Consider the following 21,690-nt stretch of genomic DNA (forward strand, 5'->3'; position numbering starts at 1 on the left):
TCCACGGGTGTCTCAAGACCCGCACCCCCTACGACGAGGCCACCGCGTGGTCACACCACGCAACCCTCGCCACCTCCGCTTGACATCCCTGCGCCCCGGTACGTCTGACCAGTGGCGTCCTGCCCCGCCGCGACCAGGTCCGGCCCTTCCCGGGTTTCAGGTCCTGCCCGGCCTCGTCCTCGAAGACTATCCACGCGCCCAGGAGCTGGGCCGTCCTCTTACCCGTGACCACTGCTCCGTCCGCCACGCGGCGACGGCATGCTCGTCCCGCTCGACGGCCCGATGTGCGGGGACCTGCGGCGACCAGCCGAGCCGATGCAGCAGATACGACACCCCGCGCGGGATGTACCGGTGCCCGAACAGCCCGTGGATCAGCTCCGCCACCCTCGCCAGGGTCCACCGCTGGTCCTCGCTCCAGCCGTGCGCCGCAGGGCCGGCATCCAGCTCGGCCTGCAGCCGTTCTACCTGGGCATCGTTGAGCTGACAGGGAAAGCCACCGGACCCCTTGGAGGCCAGGGCCGACTTGCCGCCGTCGCGCCAGACGGCATGCCAGGCGTACGCCGACTCCCGTAACCTGCGGGCCGCCTCCGGCGGCCGCACCCCTTGCTTGAACATCTCCGCGGCCTCGAAGCGCACCGCTTCACGCTTCGCCCGCCCCGCGGCGGTCAGACCGCCGCCATCCGCGTACCTCATGACGAGGATGTAGCACCGCCAACAGCCACTGTCACCCCACCCTTTCAAACTCAGCGGCAGACACCGTGGAGAGCCCGTTACCGAGAGATCGGTACGGCGGGTTCGGCGAGCGGTCCGGGGAAACGGACCGGGAGCAATCCCGGCACCGCGCCCCGGGCCGACTCAACAACCGGATGCGGCGGCAGACCGGAGAGGTCGACGAAGCTGAGGAAGCGGCGGGTGAGGTTGGCCGGGTCGAGAGGCCCGCCGGTCGGCGTGGGGAAAACACGTCCGCTGTTGTTCCAGTCCGATCCGGCTGTCTCTCGCTCCTTGTCCCAACTGGGCCAGTTCCGTGCTGCCCGCGCTCAGCGCGCCATGGCCTACGGAGAAGCCCCGCCGAGTACGGCGGGGCTTAGGCGCGGTCCGACGGCAGTGGTTTCCGCACCTGCTACGTCATCGGGCAACGGCGTGACGGTAGACCGCACGGACGATGAACGCCCCGGTGGCCATCACCCACACGACGCTGGGCCAGGCACCGACGCGTTCGAACAGCCCTTGCAAATCGGGGATCGGCTTCAGCGCCGTGAGCGTGGTGCCGGTGATCCCGATCGCACCGCAGCTGACGCCGGCCCAGCCCCAGTGCGGCCTGTTCGCCTGGAGGAACAGCAGGCCGAGGAGCACGACTCCCGCGGAGCCCATGAAGAAGCAGGTTCCCGCGGAGAACAGGTGTGGTGACGGGCGCACGTTGTAGGGGTTGAGGCCGGTGGACACGAGAGCCAGACCACTGATCGTCAGAGCTCCGAACGCCAGGTTCCGCAGGAAGCCGGGCGTGAAGACCGCCAGGTTGCAGAGCGCCCCCACGGCGAGGCTCAGGCCTCCGATGACCCAGGCGATGTCGGCGCTCTCGTGCCAGGGTGAGCACACGTGGAAGGCGCCGAGGCGACCGCACTGCGTCTCGCCCAGTGCCGAGATGATCTCGTCCGTGGGTCTCACGGTGGTGGCATGGATGAAGACGACCACGTCCACGATGAAGATCTGGAGCAGGGAGACCCACAGCAGGCCCCCTGTCGCCTGTCTCCTCGATGGGGTGATGGTGAGTTCGTGCATATCGCTGCTCGCTTGGGGCGTTCGCGCTGCCGGCGGGCCGCCTGATGACGGGCGGAGTGCACGGTGACGCGGCGCCAGTGGCATCGGGGTGTGGTTGCGGGGCGGGCGTGGATTCGGCGGTGTTTCCGCAGCGCCGTCAGATTAGGGGATGGGCGGGGCCACAGCCGTGTAGCCAAGCCGTGGGGGCGCCGCCGCACTCAGCCGTCGTCGTGGCGGGTGAGGCCGCCCGCGCTGATGCGCCAGTAGCGCTGGTGGGGGGTCAGTCGCCAGGTCTCGTCAGCGGTGACCGCTGCGGCGACCCAGGCGCGGAGCTGGGGGAGGGCCTCGCTCCGCAGGACGGCGCGGGCGGTGGCGCGTTCGGTCGCCCCTACGGGATGGACGTCGATGAAGAAGCCGACCATGTCCGGGTGGACGCCGCGACCGTAGTTGCGGGGGCTCGGGGCGACCCAGGCCGCCCCCAAGGCGATGCCCCCGCTGTCGGCTCCCGTCAGGAATTTCAGTTCCTTCACCTGGCCCATGTGGGACCCGAGGCACTGCTGGATGTCGGTGGTGGTCAGTGGCCAGGCCCGGTGTCGGGGCAGCCTTCGGTTCCGTGCGGACATGCGTCAGGAGAGTGGCAGAACGCTGGTGCCCGGGGACACGGGTTTTCGCGCCGCTCACGTGGCTTCGAGGAACAGCTGTGCCCACACGGTCTTCCGGGGCGGCGGCCCCTCGGTCACGCCCCAGGAGTCCGCTAAGGCCGCCACCAGGTGTAGTCCGCGGCCGGTCTCGGTGCGGGCGGTACTGGCCAGGAGGGCGGGAAGGAGGTCGACGCGGGTGTCGGTGACCTCGATACGGAGCGTGGTCGAGGAGGCGGCCAGGGCGAGACGGAAGTCCCGGCCCGGTACGCGACCGTGTGTCACCGCGTTGGTGGCCAGTTCGGCCACGATCTGGGCGGCTGGATCGGATACGAACCCCAAGCTCCAGGAGCGCAGTTGTTCGACGCTGAGGAGCCTGGCCAGTCGGGCGCCGCGCGGGGTGGCGGACAGCCGTACTTCGAAGGCGTGCGGCTGCGAGGGGAGGGCGGATTCTCGAATCACGTCACTGAGCGTGGCCGAAGCTGACTAGTCTGACCAGCATCGGCGCCGGTGCGTACGGTGACTGTCCGGCGCTTGTCCGCCGCTGTCCCGTCTGTCCGCCGGGCGTCGAGGGGAACGCCACGGTCGGAGGTGGGCGCGCATGGGCGTGGACGGTGACGGTGTGGACGAGCCGGGCTGGGAACTCGATCCGGACGACGAGTCGGGCGCGGCGGTGATCGCCACCGTGGGCCGCCAGCTCCGGCTCTGGCGCGAGGCCGCCGGGTTACGGGCCGCCGAGTTCGGTACCGCGATCGGGTACGGGGAGGACCTGGTCTACAAGGTCGAGGGAGGCCGGCGCATCCCCCGCCCCGAGTACCTGGACAAGGCGGACGAGGTGCTGGGTGCCCGGGGGCGGATCGCCGCGATGAAGGCGGACGTAGCCGAGGTCCGGTATCCGAAGAAGATCCGCGACCTGGCGAAGATGGAGGCCAAGGCGGTGGAGTTGCTGGTCTACGACAACCACACGGTTCACGGCCTGCTCCAGACAGAGGAGCACGCCCGCGCTCTGTTCGAGATGCGTCAGCCGGCCTACTCGCAGGACGAGGTGGAGCGCTGGGTGGCGGCAAGGATGGCCAGGCGATCCGTGTTTGCCCGGGACCCGGCGCCTGCTCTCAGCTTCGTCCTGGAGGAGGGGCCGCTGCGCCGCAGGATCGGGGGCACAATGGTCTGGCGCAGGCAGCTTGAACGTCTGCTTGAGCTAGGGGAGTTGCGGCACATGGCACTCCAGGTGATGCCGATGGGCTGTGAGGTTCATGCCGGCATGGACGGCGGGATCGAGGTGCTGAAGTTCGGAGACGGGGCAGCGGTCGGCCGGTCCCCGGGGGCGTTCAGCGGTCGGCCGGTCTCCGACCCGAAGCAACTGAGGATCTTGGAGCTTCGCTATGGCACGATCCGGGCCCAGGCGTTGTCGCCCCGGGAGTCCCTGGCCCTCATTGAGCAGATGCTGGGAGAGACATGATCCGAGAGGCCGAGCCGAAGTGGTTCAAGAGCAGCTACAGCAGTGGTAGTGAGGGTGACTCCTGCGTCGAGGTGGCCGCCGCTGTGAGCGTGGTGCGGGTGCGGGACTCCAAGGTCCCTGACGGCCCACGGCTCGCCTTCACCTCGGCCGCCTGGGTCGGGTTCGTGGCCGGGGTCGGAGCGTGGGGGCGCGGCGCAGTTTGACCTTCGTGGGGGCCCGGGTATTGTCTTCGCCCCGATTGGCCAGGCCCCTGCCTCGTATGGCAGACTACTCAAGTTGCTCGGTTGAGTATCGATGCTGCACGCCTCCCGCCGGGAGGACTGGAAGCGAGTCCCACAGTACTCGTCGCCTTCATCTGCCTCCGGGCAGCAATGGGGCGGACGTACGGGAATCTTCCGGGAAGTGTGGGCGGGGTACCGGCCAGGCACTCGGCGGGTGTCTTTTCCCCCGAAGCGCGGTCTCAGGGACCGCACCCCCTTGGACAGGGAATTTCCGTATGGAAATTTTCTGTAGTGGGAGTGCGACACGCCCGACCGCGTGGGTCGGAGGACGGGGCGGGATCAGTCCAGCTCACCGAGTTCCAGAGCGTTTCACTAGACAAAGGACTACTGAGTAGCCATGGCGGGACAGAAGATCCGCATCCGGCTCAAGGCCTACGACCACGAGGTCATCGACTCCTCGGCGAAGAAGATCGTCGAGACGGTGACCCGCACTGGTGCGTCGGTCGCAGGCCCGGTGCCGCTGCCCACTGAGAAGAACGTGTACTGCGTCATCAAGTCGCCGCACAAGTACAAGGACTCGCGCGAGCACTTCGAGATGCGCACGCACAAGCGCCTGATCGACATCCTCGACCCGACGCCCAAGACCGTTGACTCGCTGATGCGCCTGGACCTTCCGGCCGGCGTTGACATCGAGATCAAGCTCTGAGAGGCGCGGAGAAGATGGCAAAGCAGATCAAGGGCGTCCTGGGCGAGAAGCTCGGCATGACCCAGGTCTGGGACGAGAACAACCGTGTCGTCCCGGTGACCGTCGTCAAGGCCGGGCCCTGTGTCGTTACCCAGGTCCGCACGAACGACATCGACGGCTACGAGTCGGTCCAGATCGCCTTCGGCGAGATCGACCCGCGCAAGGTGAACAAGCCCCTCAAGGGCCACTTCGCCAAGGCCGACGTGACCCCGCGCCGCCACATGGTGGAGCTCCGTACCTCCGACGCCAGCGAGTACACGCTCGGCCAGGAGATCACTGCCGAGGTGTTCGAGTCCGGCGTCAAGGTTGACGTCACGGGCAAGAGCAAGGGCAAGGGCTTCGCCGGTGTCATGAAGCGCCACAACTTCCGCGGTCTGGGTGCCGGTCACGGTACGCAGCGCAAGCACCGCTCGCCCGGTTCCATCGGTGGCTGCGCCACCCCGGGCCGTGTGTTCAAGGGCCTCCGCATGGCTGGCCGCATGGGCAACGAGCGGGTCACCACCCAGAACCTGACCGTTCACGCCGTTGATGCGGAGAAGGGCCTGCTGCTCATCAAGGGCGCGGTTCCTGGTCCGAACGGCGGCCTCGTCCTGGTCCGCACTGCGGCCAAGGGGGCCTGAGGACTATGAGCACCATTGACATTCTGTCGCCCTCCGGCGACAAGACCGGGACCTTCGAGCTCCCGGCCGAGATCTTCGACGCCAAGACCAGCGTTCCGCTGATCCACCAGGTCGTCGTCGCGCAGCTGGCTGCTGCCCGTCAGGGCACGCACAAGACCAAGACGCGTGGCGAGGTCCGTGGTGGTGGCAAGAAGCCGTACCGCCAGAAGGGCACCGGCCGCGCCCGTCAGGGTTCGACCCGCGCCCCGCAGTTCGCCGGTGGTGGCGTCGTCCACGGCCCCGTGCCGCGTGACTACTCGCAGCGCACCCCGAAGAAGATGAAGGCCGCCGCCCTGCGCGGTGCCCTCTCGGACCGCGCTCGTCACTCCCGCATCCACGTCGTCACCGGCGTGGTCGAGGGTGAGGTCTCCACCAAGGCCGCCAAGACGCTGTTCGGCAAGATCTCGGAGCGCAAGAACCTGCTCCTGGTCGTCGAGCGCGCAGACGAAGCCGCGTGGCTGTCCGCCCGCAACCTGCCCCAGGTTCACATCCTGGAGCCGGGCCAGCTGAACACGTACGACGTCATCGTCTCCGACGACGTGGTCTTCACCAAGGCCGCTCTTGAGTCCTTCGTGTCTGGCCCCCAGACCGCTGAGACCGAAGGGAGCGACGCCTGATGACTGAGGCGACCGTTACCAGCAAGACCTTCACGGACCCCCGTGACCTGCTCATCAAGCCGGTCGTGTCCGAGAAGAGCTACGCGCTGCTGGACGAGAACAAGTACACGTTCATCGTCGCGCCCGGCGCCAACAAGACCCAGATCAAGCAGGCCGTCGAGGCGGTCTTCTCGGTCAAGGTCACCGGGGTCAACACGATCAACCGTCAGGGCAAGCGCAAGCGCACCCGCACCGGTTTCGGCAAGCGCGCCAACACCAAGCGCGCCATCGTGACCCTCGCCGAGGGCGACCGTATCGACATCTTCGGCGGCCCGGTCTCCTAACGGAGTCCGAGTCGTCCGGAATCGGACGAGGACTGAGAAATGGGTATCCGCAAGTACAAGCCGACGACCCCGGGCCGTCGTGGCTCCAGCGTCGCCGACTTTGTCGAGATCACGCGGTCCACGCCGGAGAAGTCGCTGGTCCGCCCGCTGCACAGCAAGGGCGGCCGTAACAACGCCGGTCGTGTGACCGTTCGCCACCAGGGTGGTGGCCACAAGCGCGCCTACCGCGTGATCGACTTCCGTCGTCACGACAAGGACGGCGTGCCGGCCAAGGTCGCGCACATCGAGTACGACCCCAACCGCACTGCGCGCATCGCGCTGCTGCACTACGCCGACGGCGAGAAGCGCTACATCATCGCGCCGCGCGGCCTGCAGCAGGGCGACCGGATTGAGAACGGCCCGACGGCCGACATCAAGCCGGGCAACAACCTCGCGCTGCGCAACATCCCGGTCGGTACGACCATCCACGCCATCGAGCTGCGTCCCGGCGGCGGTGCGAAGTTCGCCCGCTCCGCGGGTGCCTCCGTGCAGCTGCTGGCGAAGGAGGGCACCATGGCCCACCTTCGTATGCCGTCCGGTGAGATCCGTCTCGTCGACGCGCGCTGCCGCGCCACGGTCGGCGAGGTCGGCAACGCCGAGCAGTCGAACATCAACTGGGGCAAGGCCGGCCGCATGCGTTGGAAGGGCGTCCGCCCGACCGTCCGCGGTGTCGCGATGAACCCGGTTGACCACCCGCACGGTGGTGGTGAGGGCAAGACTTCCGGTGGTCGTCACCCGGTCAGCCCGTGGGGTCAGAAGGAGGGTCGTACTCGCTCGCCGAAGAAGGCTTCGAGCAAGTACATCGTCCGCCGCCGCAAGACGAACAAGAAGCGCTAGGAGCGGGTTTAGATGCCGCGCAGTCTCAAGAAGGGGCCCTTCGTCGACGACCACCTCATTAAGAAGGTGGACGCCCAGAACGAAGCCGGCACCAAGAACGTCATCAAGACCTGGTCCCGTCGCTCGATGATCATCCCGGCCATGCTGGGCCACACGATCGCGGTGCACAACGGCAAGACCCACGTCCCGGTGTTCGTCACCGAGTCGATGGTCGGCCACAAGCTCGGCGAGTTCTCGCCGACTCGCACCTTCCGCGGCCACGTCAAGGACGACCGGAAGTCGAAGCGCCGCTAACGCGGGGTGGAACGACTATGACTTACACCGAAGGGACAACCATGGAAGCCAGGGCCCAGGCGCGGTACATCCGCGTCACGCCCATGAAGGCCCGCCGCGTGGTGGACCTTATCCGTGGCATGGATGCCACGGAGGCTCAGGCGGTCCTGCGTTTCGCCCCGCAGGCCGCGAGCGTGCCGGTCAAGAAGGTGCTCGACAGCGCCATCGCCAACGCCGCGCACAACAACAACCACACGGACGCCTCCTCGCTGGTCATCAGCGAGGCGTACGTCGACGAGGGCCCGACCCTGAAGCGGTTCCGTCCGCGTGCTCAGGGCCGTGCCTACCGGATCCGCAAGCGGACCAGCCACATCACCGTGGTCGTCAGCAGCAAGGAAGGAACCCGGTAATGGGCCAGAAGGTTAACCCGCACGGGTTCCGGCTCGGCATCACCACGGACTTCAAGTCCCGGTGGTACGCCGACAAGCTGTACAAGGACTACGTCAAGGAAGACGTCGCCATCCGTCGGATGATGACGTCCGGCATGGAGCGCGCCGGCATCTCGAAGGTTGAGATCGAGCGCACCCGTGACCGCGTCCGCGTGGACATCCACACCGCCCGTCCGGGCATCGTCATCGGCCGCCGTGGCGCCGAGGCCGACCGCATCCGCGGCGACCTCGAGAAGCTCACCGGCAAGCAGGTCCAGCTGAACATCCTTGAGGTCAAGAACCCCGAGGTTGACGCCCAGCTCGTGGCCCAGGCCGTTGCCGAGCAGCTGTCCTCCCGCGTCTCCTTCCGTCGGGCCATGCGCAAGAGCATGCAGTCCGCCATGAAGGCCGGCGCCAAGGGCATCAAGATCCAGTGTGGTGGCCGTCTCGGCGGCGCCGAGATGTCCCGCTCGGAGTTCTACCGCGAGGGTCGTGTGCCGCTGCACACGCTGCGCGCGAACGTCGAGTACGGCTTCTTCGAGGCCAAGACGACCTTCGGCCGCATCGGCGTGAAGGTCTGGATCTACAAGGGCGACGTCAAGAACATCGCCGAGGTTCGCGCTGAGAACGCTGCCGCCCGTGCGGGTAACCGCCCGGCCCGCGGTGGCGCTGACCGCCCGGCCGGCCGTGGTGGCCGCGGTGGCGAGCGTGGCGGCCGTGGCGGCCGCAAGCCGCAGCAGGCTGCTGCGACCGAGGCCCCCAAGGCCGAGGCCGCTGCCGCCGCTCCGGCTGAGAGCACCGGAACGGAGGCCTGACCGAAATGCTGATCCCTCGTAGGGTCAAGCACCGCAAGCAGCACCACCCCAAGCGTCGCGGTATGGCGAAGGGTGGCACTGAGGTCGCATTCGGCGAGTACGGCATCCAGGCGCTGACCCCGGCGTACGTGACGAACCGTCAGATCGAGGCCGCGCGTATCGCGATGACCCGCCACATCAAGCGTGGCGGCAAGGTCTGGATCAACATCTACCCGGACCGCCCGCTCACCAAGAAGCCTGCCGAGACCCGCATGGGTTCCGGTAAGGGTTCCCCCGAGTGGTGGATCGCGAACGTGCACCCGGGTCGGGTCATGTTCGAGCTGTCCTACCCGAACGAGAAGATTGCTCGTGAGGCGCTCACCCGCGCTGCTCACAAGCTTCCGATGAAGTGCCGGATCGTGCGGCGCGAGGCAGGTGAGTCGTGATGGCGGCCGGTACCAAGGCGTCTGAGCTCCGCGAGCTCGGCAGCGAGGAGCTCGTTGCCAAGCTGCGCGAGGCCAAGGACGAGCTGTTCAAGCTCCGCTTCCAGGCGGCGACCGGGCAGCTGGAGAACAACGGCCGGCTCAAGGCCGTCCGTAAGGACATCGCCCGGATCTACACCCTGATGCACGAGCGCGAGCTCGGCATCGAGACGGTGGAGAACGCCTGATGAGCGAGAAGAACGTGACTGAAGAGACGAACGCGCGCGGTTTCCGCAAGACCCGTGAGGGTCTGGTCGTCAGCGACAAGATGGACAAGACCGTCGTCGTCGCCGTCGAGGACCGCGTCAAGCACGCGCTGTACGGCAAGGTCATCCGCCGTACGAACAAGCTCAAGGCCCACGACGAGGCCAACGCTGCGGGTGTCGGCGACCGTGTTCTCCTGATGGAGACCCGTCCGCTGTCCGCCTCCAAGCGCTGGCGCGTAGTCGAGATCCTCGAGAAGGCCAAGTAAGGAACTTCGCGTCAGCGAATTCCAATAGACACAGCCTGAGGGGTTTCCCTCAGGTCAGTTCCGCCAGGCTCGGCAGGGGCGGCACCTCCTCGTGGGGGTTGCCCCTGCCGGGAACCGGCAGACAAACAGGAGATAGACGTGATCCAGCAGGAGTCGCGACTTCGCGTCGCCGACAACACTGGTGCCAAGGAGATCCTTTGCATCCGTGTTCTCGGTGGTTCGGGTCGCCGCTACGCGGGCATCGGTGACGTCATCGTTGCCACCGTCAAGGACGCGATCCCCGGTGGCAACGTGAAGAAGGGTGACGTCGTCAAGGCGGTCATCGTTCGCACCGTCAAGGAGCGCCGCCGCCAGGACGGCTCGTACATCCGCTTCGACGAGAACGCCGCTGTCATTCTGAAGAACGACGGCGACCCTCGCGGCACCCGTATCTTCGGCCCGGTCGGCCGTGAGCTGCGCGAGAAGAAGTTCATGAAGATCATCTCGCTCGCGCCGGAGGTGCTGTAAGCATGAAGATCAAGAAGGGCGACCTGGTCCAGGTCATCACCGGTAAGGACAAGGGCAAGCAGGGCAAGGTCATCGCGGCCTTCCCCCGCGAGGACCGCGTCCTGGTCGAGGGTGTCAACCGGGTCAAGAAGCACACCAAGGCGAACCAGCCGGGCCAGGCTTCGAAGGCCGGCGGCATCGTGACCGTTGAAGCCCCGATCCACGTGAGCAACGTTCAGCTCGTGGTGGAGAAGGACGGCAACAAGGTCGTCACCCGCGTCGGCTACCGCTTCGACGAGGACGGCAACAAGATCCGCGTTGCCAAGCGGACCGGTGAGGACATCTGATGGCTACCACTCCGCGTCTGAAGACGAAGTACCGCGAGGAGATCGCGGGCAAGCTGCGTGAGGAGTTCTCCTACGAGAACGTCATGCAGGTTCCCGGCCTCGTGAAGATCGTGGTCAACATGGGTGTGGGCGACGCCGCCCGCGACTCCAAGCTGATCGAGGGCGCCATCCGCGACCTCACCACGATCACCGGCCAGAAGCCGGCCGTCACCAAGGCACGCAAGTCCATCGCGCAGTTCAAGCTGCGTGAGGGTCAGCCGATCGGTGCCCACGTCACGCTGCGTGGCGACCGCATGTGGGAGTTCCTGGACCGCACCCTGTCGCTGGCGCTGCCGCGCATCCGCGACTTCCGCGGCCTGTCCCCGAAGCAGTTCGACGGCCGTGGCAACTACACCTTCGGTCTCACGGAGCAGGTCATGTTCCACGAGATCGACCAGGACAAGATCGACCGCGTCCGGGGTATGGACATCACCGTGGTCACCACGGCGACCAACGACGCTGAGGGCCGCGCGCTCCTTCGTCACCTCGGCTTCCCCTTCAAGGAGGCGTAAGCGAGATGGCGAAGAAGGCTCTGATTGCCAAGGCTGCTCGTAAGCCCAAGTTCGGTGTGCGTGCGTACACCCGCTGCCAGCGCTGCGGCCGTCCGCACTCCGTGTACCGCAAGTTCGGCCTGTGCCGCGTGTGCCTCCGTGAGATGGCTCACCGTGGCGAGCTGCCGGGCGTGACCAAGAGCTCCTGGTAATTCCCCTTCGCCCACTGGGCGTTGAGGAATACCTGAAGCTCTCGGTAAGTATTGGGTCGGCGGGCCCCCCTTCTCACATGCCGTAGGCTTGTGGGGTTGGGCGTCCGCCGCCCTACCGACTTACTACGCCGTAGGTCCCCGCACCGCACCCGTCCCGCCACTGAGTGGGGAGAGGGATGGCGCATACAGGAAACCCCGGCGAGAGAGGCCGAAGGCCGATTCATGACCATGACTGACCCGATCGCAGACATGCTGACTCGTCTGCGTAACGCAAACTCGGCGTACCACGACACCGTCGTGATGCCGCACAGCAAGATCAAGTCGCACATCGCGGAAATCCTCAAGCAGGAGGGTTTCATCACCGGCTGGAAGGTCGAGGACGCTGAGGTCGGCAAGAACCTCATCCTCGAGCTGAAGTTCGGCCCGAACCGCGAGCGCTCGATCGCTGGCATCAAGCGCATCTCGAAGCCGGGTCTGCGCGTGTACGCGAAGTCCACCAACCTGCCGAAGGTTCTCGGCGGCCTGGGCGTGGCGATCATCTCCACGTCCCACGGCCTCCTGACCGGCCAGCAGGCGCAGAAGAAGGGCGTGGGTGGGGAAGTCCTCGCCTACGTCTGGTAGTCGGGAACGGAGGAAAGCAAATGTCGCGTATCGGCAAGCTCCCCATCCCGGTTCCCGCCGGCGTGGACGTCACCATCGATGGCCGCACGGTCACCGTCAAGGGCTCCAAGGGCTCCCTGACGCACACCGTTGCCGCCCCGATCGAGATCGTTAAGGGCGAGGACGGCGTTCTGAACGTCACCCGTCCGAACGACGAGCGTCAGAACAAGGCCCTGCACGGCCTGTCCCGCACGCTGGTGGCCAACATGATCACCGGTGTGACCACGGGATACACCAAGGCACTCGAGATCAGCGGTGTCGGTTACCGTGTCGCCGCGAAGGGCTCCAACCTGGAGTTCCAGCTCGGCTACAGCCACCCGATCCTGGTGGAGGCGCCCGAGGGCATCTCCTTCAAGGTCGAGTCGCCGACCAAGTTCTCGGTCGAGGGCATCGACAAGCAGAAGGTCGGCGAGGTCGCCGCCAACATCCGCAAGCTGCGCAAGCCCGACCCGTACAAGGCCAAGGGCGTCAAGTACGCGGGCGAGGTCATCCGCCGCAAGGTCGGAAAGGCTGGTAAGTAAAGCCATGGCATACGGTGTGAAGATCGCCAAGGGCGACGCTTACAAGCGCGCTGCAAAGGCACGCCGCCACATCCGCATCCGCAAGAACGTGTCGGGTACGGCGGAGCGTCCGCGCCTCGTCGTGACGCGCTCCAACCGCAACATCGTCGCTCAGGTCATCGACGACCTCCAGGGTCACACCCTGGCGTCCGCGTCGACCCTGGACGCTTCGATCCGCGGTGGCGAGGGCGACAAGTCCGCGCAGGCCAAGCAGGTCGGAGCCCTGGTCGCCGAGCGCGCCAAGGCCGCCGGCATCGAGGCCGTCGTGTTCGACCGTGGTGGCAACAGGTACGCCGGGCGCATTGCCGCTCTGGCTGACGCCGCCCGCGAAGCCGGGCTGAAGTTCTAAGCCCCGGTTCCGGGACTAACGGACGTAACAGAGAGAGGTAATCCAATGGCTGGACCCCAGCGCCGCGGGAGCGGTGCCGGTGGCGGCGAGCGGCGGGACCGGAAGGGTCGCGACGGTGGCGCCGCTGCCGCCGAGAAGACCGCGTACGTTGAGCGCGTTGTCGCGATCAACCGTGTCGCCAAGGTTGTCAAGGGTGGTCGTCGTTTCTCCTTCACCGCGCTGGTCGTGGTGGGAGACGGTGACGGCACCGTAGGTGTCGGCTACGGCAAGGCCAAGGAGGTGCCGGCCGCCATCGCCAAGGGTGTTGAGGAGGCCAAGAAGCACTTCTTCAAGGTCCCCCGTATCCAGGGCACCATCCCTCACCCGATCCAGGGCGAGAAGGCTGCGGGCGTCGTCCTGCTCAAGCCTGCTTCCCCCGGTACCGGTGTGATCGCCGGTGGCCCGGTGCGCGCCGTTCTGGAGTGCGCCGGCGTTCACGACATCCTGTCGAAGTCGCTCGGCTCCGACAACGCGATCAACATCGTGCACGCGACCGTGGAGGCCCTGAAGGGCCTGCAGCGTCCCGAGGAGATCGCGGCTCGCCGTGGTCTGCCGCTTGAGGACGTCGCCCCCGCGGCTCTGCTTCGTGCACGTGCGGGAGCGGGTGCGTAATGGCTCGCCTCAAGATCACGCAGACGAAGTCGTACATCGGCAGCAAGCAGAACCACCGTGACACCCTGCGTTCGCTCGGGCTCAAGCGCCTGAACGACGTGGTTGTCAAGGAGGACCGCCCCGAGTTCCGCGGAATGGTGCAGACCGTCCGCCACCTCGTGACGGTTGAGGAGGTCGACTGACATGGCTGAGTCCTCGGCGAACAACCCGCTGAAGGCCCACAACCTCCGTCCGGCCCCCGGTGCCAAGACCGCGAAGACCCGTGTGGGTCGCGGTGAGGCGTCGAAGGGTAAGACGGCTGGTCGTGGTACCAAGGGCACCAAGGCCCGTTACCAGGTTCCGGAGCGCTTCGAGGGTGGGCAGATGCCCCTCCACATGCGTCTCCCGAAGCTCAAGGGCTTCAAGAACCCGTTCCGCACCGAGTACCAGGTCGTGAACCTGGACAAGCTGGCCGCGCTCTACCCGCAGGGTGGCGAGGTCACGGTGGCCGATCTGGTCGCCAAGGGTGCGGTTCGCAAGAACAGCCTCGTCAAGGTCCTCGGCCAGGGCGAGATCTCCGTGGCGCTGCAGGTTTCGGTTGACGCCGTCTCCGGCTCCGCCAAGGAGAAGATCGCCGCCGCCGGTGGCACCGTCACCGAGCTCGTCTGAGACGAGTTCAGTGGCTGAAAGCTAGAAAATACCGACTGGGGATGCCTCACATATGGGGCATCCCCAGTCGGTCGTTCCTAGGGGGCGCAGTCGCCGGTAAGGTGGCCTGCACCTTTGCATTGTCATAAACGTCGATCCTTCAGACCGTCACCTCTGACGCAGTAGCGCGGGGGTCGCAGGAGGCACCGTGCTCACCGCGTTCGCCCGGGCGTTCAAAACACCCGACCTGCGCAAGAAGCTGCTCTTCACGCTCGGCATCATCGTGCTGTTCCGGCTCGGGTCCCACATTCCGGTACCCGGCGTGAGCTACGAAAACGTTCAGATCTGCGTCAAACAGGCGGAAACGGGCGGGGGCCTGTTCGGTCTGGTCAACATGTTCAGCGGTGGCGCGCTGTTGCAGATCACGATCTTCGCGCTCGGAATCATGCCGTACATCACGGCGAGCATCATCCTGCAGCTGCTGACCGTGGTCATCCCGAAGCTGGAGGCCCTCAAGAAAGAGGGGCAGTCCGGTACGGCGAAGATCACTCAGTACACGCGCTATCTCACCGTAGCCCTCGCGGTCCTGCAAGGCACCGGCCTGGTGGCTACCGCCAAGACCGGCAGCCTGTTCCAGGGCTGTGCCGTGGCCAACCAGATCGTGCCCGACCGCTCCATCTTCAACACCGTCGTCATGGTTGTGACCATGACCGCCGGCACCTGCCTGGTCATGTGGCTCGGTGAGCTCATCACCGACCGCGGCATCGGTAACGGCATGTCGATCCTGATGTTCATCTCGATCGCCGCCGGCTTCGTCGGCGCCCTGTGGACCATCAAGGAGCAGGGCAAGATCGCCGATGGCTGGGTCGAGTTCGCCGTGGTCATCCTCGTCGGCCTCGCCATGGTCGCCCTGGTCGTCTTCGTGGAACAGGCGCAGCGCCGAATCCCCGTCCAGTACGCCAAGCGTATGATCGGCCGCCGCGCCTACGGCGGTACGTCCACCTACATCCCGCTCAAGGTGAACCAGGCGGGTGTGATTCCGGTCATCTTCGCCTCGTCGCTGCTCTACATCCCGGCACTGATCGTCCAGTTCAGCGGTTCCACCGCTCCCTGGGCCGCCTGGGTCCAGCGTCACCTGGCGAATCCGGACGCAACCTTCCACATCGCCCTCTACTTCCTCCTGATCGTGTTCTTCGCCTTCTTCTACGTGGCGATCTCGTTCAACCCCGAGGAAGTTGCCGACAACATGAAGAAGTATGGTGGCTTCATCCCGGGCATCCGGGCTGGCCGACCTACTGCCGAGTACCTGAGCTACGTGCTCAATCGGATCACCTGGCCGGGGTCGCTGTACCTGGGTCTGATCGCTCTCGTGCCAACCGTGGCGTTGGCCGGCTTCGGCGCCAACCAGAACTTCCCCTTCGGTGGGACGAGCATCCTGATCATCGTGGGTGTGGGTCTGGAAACCGTGAAGCAGATCGAGAGCCAGCTCCAGCAGCGCAACTACGAAGGGTTCCTCCGCTGATGCGAATCGTCCTCGTCGGACCGCCGGGTGCGGGCAAGGGCACGCAGGCCGCGTACCTGGCCAAGAACCTGTCGATCCCGCACATCTCCACGGGCGACCTCTTCCGCGCCAACATCAGCCAGGGCACCGAGCTCGGGCTGAGGGCGAAGGCATTCATGGACGCCGGCGACCTGGTGCCCGACGAGATCACCATCGGCATGGCGCAGGACCGCATGGAGCAGCCGGACGCTGAGGGCGGGTTTCTGCTCGACGGCTTCCCGCGCAACGTTTCGCAGGCCGAGGCGTTGGACGAGATGTTGAAGACCGAGTCCATGAAGCTGGACGCGGTCCTCGACCTGGAGGTCCCTGAGGAGGAAGTCGTCAAGCGGATCGCGGGTCGCCGCATCTGCCGCAACGACTCCGCCCACGTCTTCCACGTGTCGTACACCCCGCCGAAGACCGAGGGCGTCTGCGACGCCTGCGGCGGTGAGCTGTACCAGCGCGGGGACGACGCCGAGGGCACCGTGCGCAACCGGCTGGACGTCTACCACACCCAGACCGAGCCGATCATCGACTACTACAAGGCCCAGGGCCTGGTGGTGACGATCTCCGCGCTCGGCGAGGTCAAGGACGTCACCCAGCGCGCCATGGACGCGCTGAAGAAGACCGGCACGAGCTGATCTCGGCTCGGCGCGATCGAAGAGCAGAACCGCAGTACCCCGTACGGCCGCGGTGTCCCCAGGACGCCGCGGCCGTACTGTTGAGCCAGACTGCCTAGCACCGTGCGAGGCAGCGCCCGCCCGTCGTACCTGGAAGGCTAGGCAATGGTCCAGATCAAGACCCCGGAGCAGATCGCGAAGATGCGGCAGGCGGGGCTTGTCGTCGCCGCGATCCACGCGGCGACCCGGGAGGCGGCCGTTCCGGGCGCCACCACGCGTGATCTGGACGAGGTCGCCCGCAAGGTGATCGCCGAGCACGGCGCCAAGTCGAACTTCCTCGGCTACGGCGGCTTTCCCGCCACCATCTGCACTTCGGTCAACGAGGTGGTCGTCCACGGGATCCCGGACGACAAGACGGTGCTGCGTGACGGAGACATCATCTCCATCGACGCCGGGGCGATCATCGACGGTTGGCACGGTGACGCCGCGTACACGGCCTTCGTCGGCACCGGTCACGCCCCGGAGTTGGTCGAGCTCTCCCGGGTCACCGAGGAGTCGATGTGGGCGGGCATCGCCGCCATGAAGAACGGCAACCGCCTCGTGGACATCTCGAAGGCGATCGAGTCCTACATCCGCCGCCAGCCGCGGCCGGCCACCGGCAAGTACGGGATCATCGAGGACTACGGCGGCCACGGCATCGGGTCCGAGATGCACATGGACCCGCACCTGCTGAACTACGTCTCCCGTAAGCGGGGCAAGGGCATCAAGCTGGGTCCCGGCGTCTGCCTGGCGATCGAGCCGATGGTGAGCCTGGGCACCGCGAAGACCGAAGTGCTCGCGGACGACTGGACGGTCATCACCACCGACGGCACCTGGTCCTCCCACTGGGAGCACTCGATCGCGTTGACCGAGGAGGGCCCGCTGGTGCTGACGGCCCCCGACTGCGGGCGGGCGAAGCTGGCGGAGTACGGGGTCACCGTGGCCCCGGACCCGCTGGGCTAGGCGCGGACACCCCCGTCCACCTGGCGTAATGATCTACAGTGATGGGCAAACTTTCCGGATTCGTCTTTCTGGGTGCCCTGACGTAGACTGACTCGTCGGCTTGCGTGCATCTGCATGTCCCCATGCGAACACCGAGCCGATCAAGGTAGCCGATTCGAAAGGCGAAGCGTGGCCAAGAAGCAAGGTGCCATCGAAATCGAGGGCACCGTGATCGAGTCCCTCCCGAACGCCATGTTCAAGGTGGAGCTCCAGAACGGTCACAAGGTCCTCGCGCACATCAGCGGCAAGATGCGGATGCACTACATCCGCATCCTTCCCGATGACCGGGTCGTGGTGGAGCTCTCTCCGTACGACCTGACGCGTGGCCGGATCGTCTACCGATACAAGTAGATCTTGCCCACACCCGCGGCGGAGCAGTAGCTCCGACGGGGTGGTGGCACTGACCCGGAGAACCTCACATCCCATGAAGGTCAAGCCGAGCGTCAAGAAGATCTGCGACAAGTGCAAGGTGATCCGCCGTCACGGTCGGGTCATGGTCATCTGCGACAACCTGCGCCACAAGCAGCGCCAGGGCTGACGCACGCCGACCTGCACCTCGCAGTTCTTCGCGCGACGCAAGTAATACGTACATACGCAGAACCCGCCCAGCCCCTTCCGGGGCCGGCGGCACCTCCGGCGGGGGCCGGGGACCCGGACGTACCACACCACCATCCGGTGGGGTCGGCGGTCGGGAGCGGTTCTGCGGAAGACCCCCGAACACACAGGAGCCATTGAATGGCACGCGTTTCCGGTGTCGACATCCCGCGCGAAAAGCGCGTGGAGATCGCACTCACCTACGTCTTCGGCATCGGGCGCACCCGGTCCAAGGAGATCCTCTCCTCCACCGGTGTGAACCCGAACACCCGCGTTCGTGACCTGGCCGAAGAGGACCTGGTCAAGATCCGCGAGTACGTGGACGCCAACCTCCGCACCGAGGGTGACCTCCGCCGCGAGATCCAGGCCGACATCCGCCGCAAGGTCGAGATCGGCTGCTACCAGGGTCTGCGCCACCGTCGTGGCCTGCCGGTCCACGGTCAGCGCACCAGCACGAACGCCCGTACCCGCAAGGGCCCGCGTCGCGCGATCGCCGGTAAGAAGAAGCCGGGCAAGAAGTAGTCCTCAGCGGACACGCTCATCAGCGGTCTTGCGCTGTAGGACCGACCACCTCCCTGTAGGAGTAAGAGATGCCCCCCAAGGGTCGTCAGGGCGCTGCCAAGAAGGTGCGCCGCAAGGAAAAGAAGAACGTCGCTCACGGCCACGCGCACATCAAGAGCACGTTCAACAACACGATCGTGTCCATCACGGACCCGACCGGCAACGTGATCTCCTGGGCCTCCGCCGGCCACGTCGGCTTCAAGGGCTCGCGCAAGTCCACCCCCTTCGCCGCGCAGATGGCCGCCGAGTCGGCCGCCCGCCGCGCGCAGGAGCACGGCATGCGCAAGGTCGACGTCTTCGTCAAGGGTCCCGGCTCCGGCCGTGAGACCGCGATCCGCTCCCTCCAGGCCACCGGCCTTGAGGTCGGCTCGATCCAGGACGTCACCCCCACGCCGCACAACGGCTGCCGTCCGCCGAAGCGCCGCCGCGTCTGACGCTGCGCGTTTCGACGCACTGAGCTGAGAGTCCGGGCGGCACGACTCCTCACGGAGACGTGTCGCCCGTACCCTTGCAGTACCAGCACCACGCAGTACCCCCGTCGGGCGTCAAATAGTGGGCGTCCACGACTGAAGGACTAAAGACATGCTTATCGCTCAGCGTCCGTCGCTGACCGAAGAGGTCGTCGACGAGTACCGCTCGCGGTTCGTGATCGAGCCGCTGGAGCCGGGCTTCGGCTACACCCTCGGTAACTCGCTCCGCCGTACCCTCCTCTCCTCGATCCCGGGTGCCGCTGTCACCAGCATCCGCATCGACGGTGTCCTGCACGAGTTCACCACCGTGCCGGGCGTCAAGGAGGACGTCACCGACCTCATCCTCAACATCAAGCAGCTGGTCGTCTCCTCGGAGCACGACGAGCCGGTCGTGATGTACCTGCGCAAGCAGGGCCCCGGCCTGGTGACCGCCGCTGACATCGCGCCTCCGGCCGGTGTCGAGGTGCACAACCCGGACCTGGTCCTCGCCACGCTCAACGGCAAGGGCAAGCTGGAGATGGAGCTGACCGTCGAGCGCGGTCGCGGCTACGTCTCCGCCGTCCAGAACAAGCAGCTGGGCCAGGAGATCGGCCGCATCCCGGTCGACTCCATCTACAGCCCGGTCCTGAAGGTCACCTACAAGGTCGAGGCGACCCGAGTCGAGCAGCGCACCGACTTCGACAAGCTGATCGTCGACGTCGAGACCAAGCAGGCCATGCGCCCGCGCGACGCCATGGCGTCCGCTGGTAAGACCCTGGTCGAGCTGTTCGGCCTGGCGCGCGAGCTCAACATCGACGCCGAGGGCATCGACATGGGCCCGTCCCCCACGGACGCCGCCCTGGCCGCCGACCTGGCGCTGCCGATCGAGGAGCTTGAGCTCACCGTCCGCTCCTACAACTGCCTCAAGCGCGAAGGCATCCACTCCGTGGGTGAGCTCGTGGCGCGTTCCGAGGCCGACCTGCTCGACATCCGCAACTTCGGTGCGAAGTCGATCGACGAGGTCAAGGCGAAGCTGGCCGGCATGGGCCTGGCCCTGAAGGACAGCCCGCCCGGATTCGACCCGACCGCCGCCGCTGACGCCTTCGGCGCCGACGACGACGCGGACGCCGGTTTCGTCGAGACCGAGCAGTACTGATCAAGCTTGCGGCGGGCGTGAGCCCGCCGCGCCCCCACCGGCAAAAGCCGGTTGGGACTGACACCGGTACCTGACACGGCCGGTGCAGCACAGAGGAGAAACACCATGCCGCGTCCCACCAAGGGCGCCCGCCTCGGCGGCTCCGCCGCGCACGAGAAGCTGCTGCTCGCGAACCTCGCGAAGTCGCTCTTCGAGCACGGCCGCATCACCACGACCGAGGCCAAGGCCCGCCGCCTGCGTCCGGTCGCCGAGCGTCTGATCACCAAGGCGAAGAAGGGCGACATCCACAACCGTCGCCTGGTGCTGCAGACGATCACGGACAAGGGCGTCGTCCACACGCTCTTCACCGAGATCGCCCCGCGGTACGAGAACCGCCCCGGTGGTTACACCCGCATCACCAAGATCGGCAACCGTCGTGGCGACAACGCCCCGATGGCGGTCATCGAGCTGGTCGAGGCGCTGACCGTGGCCCAGCAGGCCACCGGTGAGGCCGAGGCCGCCACCAAGCGTGCGGTGAAGGAGGCCGAGGCGAAGACCGAGGCCGCCGAGACCGAGGCGCCGGCCGAGGAGTCGAAGGACGCCTAAGCGCGTTCGTACGGCACAGGACGGGCCCGCCCCCACACGGGGCGGGCCCGTTCCCGTTTCCCCGCGAGGCTTGAGAGGATCTACCGGTGAGCGACGAGGTGGAGCCCGGTTCCGTCCGGGTACGGCTGGACCTGAGTTACGACGGCAAGGACTTCTCCGGCTGGGCGAAGCAGACCGCGCGGCGGACCGTGCAGGGCGAGTTGGAGTCAGCCCTCCAGACCGTCATGCGGTTGCCCGACCCGGTCGACCTGACCGTCGCAGGCCGAACCGACGCGGGGGTTCACGCCCGCGGTCAGGTGGCACACCTCGACCTGCCCGAAGAGGTATGGGCCGAACACCATGACAAGCTGCTCCGGCGGCTCGCCGGACGCCTCCCGCACGATGTGCGGGTGTGGCGGGTGGCCCAGGCCCCCGCTGGGTTCAACGCCCGCTTCTCGGCGATCTGGCGTCGCTACGCCTACCGCGTCGGCGATCACAAGGGCGGAGTCGACCCGCTGCGCCGCGGTCACGTCCTGTGGCACGACTGGCCGCTGGACGTGACCGCCATGAACGAGGCATCCCGTGCGCTACTGGGCGAACACGACTTCGCGGCCTACTGCAAGAAGCGGGAGGGGGCGACCACCATCCGCACCCTCCAACGCCTGAGCTGGGAGCGCGGCGCGGACGGGGTGATCACCGCGACCGTGCGCGCGGACGCCTTCTGCCACAACATGGTCCGCTCCCTGGTCGGTGCACTGCTGTACGTCGGCGACGGACACCGTCCCGTCGACTGGCCGGGCAAGGTACTGGCGGCCGGAGTACGGGACTCGGCGGTGCACGTGGTGCGCCCGCACGGGTTGACGCTGGAGGAGGTCGGCTACCCCGCCGACGACCAACTCGCGGCCCGCAACCGCGAGGCGCGCAACCTGCGCACCCTGCCGGGAACCGGTGGCGCGGGCTGCGGCGGCTGCTGAACGAGAGGGGCGGAACATAACGGT

37 protein-coding genes are annotated in these 21,690 nt (G+C 66.8%); 33 read left to right on the forward strand and 4 right to left on the reverse strand.

Annotated elements, in window-relative coordinates; translation table 11 throughout:
- Positions 1 to 186: 186 nt before the first annotated feature.
- The 4 genes from ACFYMC_RS07720 to ACFYMC_RS07735 form a co-directional block, all read right to left on the reverse strand.
- Positions 187 to 693 (reverse strand): transposase, encoded by a 507-nt coding sequence (locus ACFYMC_RS07720; protein ID WP_388520394.1) that lies wholly within the window; start codon positions 691 to 693, stop codon positions 187 to 189.
- Positions 694 to 1,125: 432 nt separating this feature from the next.
- On the reverse strand, positions 1,126 to 1,779 hold the full coding sequence (locus ACFYMC_RS07725) for a hypothetical protein (RefSeq protein ID WP_388520397.1): 654 nt from the start codon (positions 1,777 to 1,779) through the stop codon (positions 1,126 to 1,128).
- Positions 1,780 to 1,976: 197 nt separating this feature from the next.
- On the reverse strand, positions 1,977 to 2,381 hold the full coding sequence (locus ACFYMC_RS07730; RefSeq protein ID WP_388520400.1) for a hypothetical protein: 405 nt from the start codon (positions 2,379 to 2,381) through the stop codon (positions 1,977 to 1,979).
- A gap of 54 nt (positions 2,382 to 2,435) precedes the next feature.
- Positions 2,436 to 2,858, reverse strand: coding sequence for an ATP-binding protein (locus ACFYMC_RS07735; RefSeq protein ID WP_388520402.1), 423 nt, complete (start codon positions 2,856 to 2,858; stop codon positions 2,436 to 2,438).
- Positions 2,859 to 2,997: 139 nt separating this feature from the next.
- On the opposite strand from ACFYMC_RS07735, the gene ACFYMC_RS07740 reads away from it, so the two are divergent.
- From ACFYMC_RS07740 to truA, 33 genes are all read left to right on the forward strand, one after another.
- Complete coding sequence (locus ACFYMC_RS07740) at positions 2,998 to 3,855, forward strand: helix-turn-helix domain-containing protein (protein ID WP_388520405.1); 858 nt, start codon at positions 2,998 to 3,000, stop codon at positions 3,853 to 3,855.
- The gene (locus ACFYMC_RS07745; protein WP_388520407.1) at positions 3,852 to 4,058 is read left to right on the forward strand and encodes a DUF397 domain-containing protein; all 207 of its coding nucleotides are present in this window, start codon (positions 3,852 to 3,854) and stop codon (positions 4,056 to 4,058) included. The genes ACFYMC_RS07740 and ACFYMC_RS07745 overlap by 4 nt, the downstream gene beginning before the upstream one ends.
- Positions 4,059 to 4,473: 415 nt before the next feature.
- Positions 4,474 to 4,782: a 30S ribosomal protein S10 gene (gene rpsJ / locus ACFYMC_RS07750; protein WP_003948644.1), complete on the forward strand. Its 309-nt coding sequence runs from the start codon at positions 4,474 to 4,476 to the stop codon at positions 4,780 to 4,782.
- 14 nt (positions 4,783 to 4,796) lie between these two features.
- Positions 4,797 to 5,441, forward strand: coding sequence for a 50S ribosomal protein L3 (gene rplC / locus ACFYMC_RS07755; protein ID WP_388520410.1), 645 nt, complete (start codon positions 4,797 to 4,799; stop codon positions 5,439 to 5,441).
- A 5-nt stretch (positions 5,442 to 5,446) separates the two neighbouring features.
- A complete protein-coding gene (gene rplD / locus ACFYMC_RS07760) occupies positions 5,447 to 6,097 on the forward strand; it encodes a 50S ribosomal protein L4 (RefSeq protein WP_388520413.1) in 651 nt (216 codons plus the stop codon).
- Positions 6,097 to 6,420, forward strand: a complete 324-nt coding sequence (rplW, locus tag ACFYMC_RS07765; protein WP_388520416.1) for a 50S ribosomal protein L23 — start codon at positions 6,097 to 6,099, stop codon at positions 6,418 to 6,420. Before rplD ends, rplW begins: the two co-directional genes overlap by 1 nt.
- A 39-nt stretch (positions 6,421 to 6,459) precedes the next feature.
- On the forward strand, positions 6,460 to 7,296 hold the full coding sequence (rplB, locus tag ACFYMC_RS07770; RefSeq protein WP_388520419.1) for a 50S ribosomal protein L2: 837 nt from the start codon (positions 6,460 to 6,462) through the stop codon (positions 7,294 to 7,296).
- Between the two features lie 12 nt (positions 7,297 to 7,308).
- Complete coding sequence (rpsS, locus tag ACFYMC_RS07775; protein WP_166628878.1) at positions 7,309 to 7,590, forward strand: 30S ribosomal protein S19; 282 nt, start codon at positions 7,309 to 7,311, stop codon at positions 7,588 to 7,590.
- 41 nt (positions 7,591 to 7,631) lie between these two features.
- Complete coding sequence (gene rplV / locus ACFYMC_RS07780) at positions 7,632 to 7,979, forward strand: 50S ribosomal protein L22 (protein ID WP_388520878.1); 348 nt, start codon at positions 7,632 to 7,634, stop codon at positions 7,977 to 7,979.
- Entirely contained in the window at positions 7,979 to 8,812 is an 834-nt protein-coding gene (rpsC, locus tag ACFYMC_RS07785) for a 30S ribosomal protein S3 (RefSeq protein WP_219664737.1), read from the forward strand. Before rplV ends, rpsC begins: the two co-directional genes overlap by 1 nt.
- Positions 8,813 to 8,817: 5 nt before the next feature.
- On the forward strand, positions 8,818 to 9,237 hold the full coding sequence (rplP, locus tag ACFYMC_RS07790; RefSeq protein ID WP_028812370.1) for a 50S ribosomal protein L16: 420 nt from the start codon (positions 8,818 to 8,820) through the stop codon (positions 9,235 to 9,237).
- Entirely contained in the window at positions 9,237 to 9,461 is a 225-nt protein-coding gene (gene rpmC, locus ACFYMC_RS07795; protein WP_388520424.1) for a 50S ribosomal protein L29, read from the forward strand. The genes rplP and rpmC overlap by 1 nt, the downstream gene beginning before the upstream one ends.
- Positions 9,461 to 9,745: a 30S ribosomal protein S17 gene (rpsQ, locus tag ACFYMC_RS07800; RefSeq protein WP_388520427.1), complete on the forward strand. Its 285-nt coding sequence runs from the start codon at positions 9,461 to 9,463 to the stop codon at positions 9,743 to 9,745. Before rpmC ends, rpsQ begins: the two co-directional genes overlap by 1 nt.
- Before the next feature lie 138 nt (positions 9,746 to 9,883).
- Positions 9,884 to 10,252 (forward strand): 50S ribosomal protein L14, encoded by a 369-nt coding sequence (gene rplN / locus ACFYMC_RS07805; RefSeq protein WP_003956455.1) that lies wholly within the window; start codon positions 9,884 to 9,886, stop codon positions 10,250 to 10,252.
- 2 nt (positions 10,253 to 10,254) lie between these two features.
- Entirely contained in the window at positions 10,255 to 10,578 is a 324-nt protein-coding gene (rplX, locus tag ACFYMC_RS07810; RefSeq protein ID WP_388520430.1) for a 50S ribosomal protein L24, read from the forward strand.
- Positions 10,578 to 11,129, forward strand: coding sequence for a 50S ribosomal protein L5 (rplE, locus tag ACFYMC_RS07815; RefSeq protein WP_388520433.1), 552 nt, complete (start codon positions 10,578 to 10,580; stop codon positions 11,127 to 11,129). The genes rplX and rplE overlap by 1 nt, the downstream gene beginning before the upstream one ends.
- Before the next feature lie 5 nt (positions 11,130 to 11,134).
- A complete protein-coding gene (locus tag ACFYMC_RS07820) occupies positions 11,135 to 11,320 on the forward strand; it encodes a type Z 30S ribosomal protein S14 (RefSeq protein ID WP_003956452.1) in 186 nt (61 codons plus the stop codon).
- A 222-nt stretch (positions 11,321 to 11,542) separates the two neighbouring features.
- On the forward strand, positions 11,543 to 11,941 hold the full coding sequence (gene rpsH / locus ACFYMC_RS07825) for a 30S ribosomal protein S8 (protein ID WP_365104010.1): 399 nt from the start codon (positions 11,543 to 11,545) through the stop codon (positions 11,939 to 11,941).
- A 20-nt stretch (positions 11,942 to 11,961) separates the two neighbouring features.
- On the forward strand, positions 11,962 to 12,501 hold the full coding sequence (gene rplF, locus ACFYMC_RS07830) for a 50S ribosomal protein L6 (RefSeq protein WP_365104012.1): 540 nt from the start codon (positions 11,962 to 11,964) through the stop codon (positions 12,499 to 12,501).
- Positions 12,502 to 12,505: 4 nt separating this feature from the next.
- Complete coding sequence (gene rplR, locus ACFYMC_RS07835) at positions 12,506 to 12,889, forward strand: 50S ribosomal protein L18 (protein WP_388520437.1); 384 nt, start codon at positions 12,506 to 12,508, stop codon at positions 12,887 to 12,889.
- 45 nt (positions 12,890 to 12,934) lie between these two features.
- Positions 12,935 to 13,540: a 30S ribosomal protein S5 gene (gene rpsE / locus ACFYMC_RS07840; RefSeq protein WP_030201551.1), complete on the forward strand. Its 606-nt coding sequence runs from the start codon at positions 12,935 to 12,937 to the stop codon at positions 13,538 to 13,540.
- A complete protein-coding gene (rpmD, locus tag ACFYMC_RS07845; RefSeq protein ID WP_053682614.1) occupies positions 13,540 to 13,722 on the forward strand; it encodes a 50S ribosomal protein L30 in 183 nt (60 codons plus the stop codon). The genes rpsE and rpmD overlap by 1 nt, the downstream gene beginning before the upstream one ends.
- Position 13,723: 1 nt before the next feature.
- Complete coding sequence (gene rplO / locus ACFYMC_RS07850; protein ID WP_388520441.1) at positions 13,724 to 14,188, forward strand: 50S ribosomal protein L15; 465 nt, start codon at positions 13,724 to 13,726, stop codon at positions 14,186 to 14,188.
- Positions 14,189 to 14,375: 187 nt separating this feature from the next.
- On the forward strand, positions 14,376 to 15,689 hold the full coding sequence (gene secY, locus ACFYMC_RS07855) for a preprotein translocase subunit SecY (protein WP_388520444.1): 1,314 nt from the start codon (positions 14,376 to 14,378) through the stop codon (positions 15,687 to 15,689).
- Positions 15,689 to 16,348 (forward strand): adenylate kinase, encoded by a 660-nt coding sequence (locus ACFYMC_RS07860; protein ID WP_388520447.1) that lies wholly within the window; start codon positions 15,689 to 15,691, stop codon positions 16,346 to 16,348. The genes secY and ACFYMC_RS07860 overlap by 1 nt, the downstream gene beginning before the upstream one ends.
- Positions 16,349 to 16,492: 144 nt before the next feature.
- Complete coding sequence (map, locus tag ACFYMC_RS07865; protein WP_388520450.1) at positions 16,493 to 17,329, forward strand: type I methionyl aminopeptidase; 837 nt, start codon at positions 16,493 to 16,495, stop codon at positions 17,327 to 17,329.
- A gap of 168 nt (positions 17,330 to 17,497) precedes the next feature.
- The gene (gene infA / locus ACFYMC_RS07870) at positions 17,498 to 17,719 is read left to right on the forward strand and encodes a translation initiation factor IF-1 (RefSeq protein WP_003956442.1); all 222 of its coding nucleotides are present in this window, start codon (positions 17,498 to 17,500) and stop codon (positions 17,717 to 17,719) included.
- A 73-nt stretch (positions 17,720 to 17,792) separates the two neighbouring features.
- Positions 17,793 to 17,906 carry a 50S ribosomal protein L36 gene (rpmJ, locus tag ACFYMC_RS07875; RefSeq protein ID WP_003956441.1) on the forward strand — a complete coding sequence of 38 codons (114 nt, stop codon included), beginning with the start codon at positions 17,793 to 17,795 and terminating at the stop codon, positions 17,904 to 17,906.
- Positions 17,907 to 18,103: 197 nt separating this feature from the next.
- Positions 18,104 to 18,484 (forward strand): 30S ribosomal protein S13, encoded by a 381-nt coding sequence (rpsM, locus tag ACFYMC_RS07880; RefSeq protein WP_101389611.1) that lies wholly within the window; start codon positions 18,104 to 18,106, stop codon positions 18,482 to 18,484.
- Between the two features lie 68 nt (positions 18,485 to 18,552).
- Positions 18,553 to 18,957 carry a 30S ribosomal protein S11 gene (gene rpsK, locus ACFYMC_RS07885; protein WP_003948617.1) on the forward strand — a complete coding sequence of 135 codons (405 nt, stop codon included), beginning with the start codon at positions 18,553 to 18,555 and terminating at the stop codon, positions 18,955 to 18,957.
- A gap of 148 nt (positions 18,958 to 19,105) precedes the next feature.
- Positions 19,106 to 20,128 carry a DNA-directed RNA polymerase subunit alpha gene (locus ACFYMC_RS07890; RefSeq protein ID WP_010473911.1) on the forward strand — a complete coding sequence of 341 codons (1,023 nt, stop codon included), beginning with the start codon at positions 19,106 to 19,108 and terminating at the stop codon, positions 20,126 to 20,128.
- A gap of 105 nt (positions 20,129 to 20,233) precedes the next feature.
- Positions 20,234 to 20,713, forward strand: coding sequence for a 50S ribosomal protein L17 (rplQ, locus tag ACFYMC_RS07895; RefSeq protein ID WP_388520453.1), 480 nt, complete (start codon positions 20,234 to 20,236; stop codon positions 20,711 to 20,713).
- 86 nt (positions 20,714 to 20,799) lie between these two features.
- Positions 20,800 to 21,666 carry a tRNA pseudouridine(38-40) synthase TruA gene (truA, locus tag ACFYMC_RS07900; RefSeq protein WP_388520455.1) on the forward strand — a complete coding sequence of 289 codons (867 nt, stop codon included), beginning with the start codon at positions 20,800 to 20,802 and terminating at the stop codon, positions 21,664 to 21,666.
- Positions 21,667 to 21,690 lie beyond the last annotated feature (24 nt).

Origin of the sequence: Streptomyces sp. NPDC006879 (assembly GCF_042869595.1) — a bacterium.
Classification (GTDB): Bacteria; Actinomycetota; Actinomycetes; order Streptomycetales; family Streptomycetaceae; genus Streptomyces.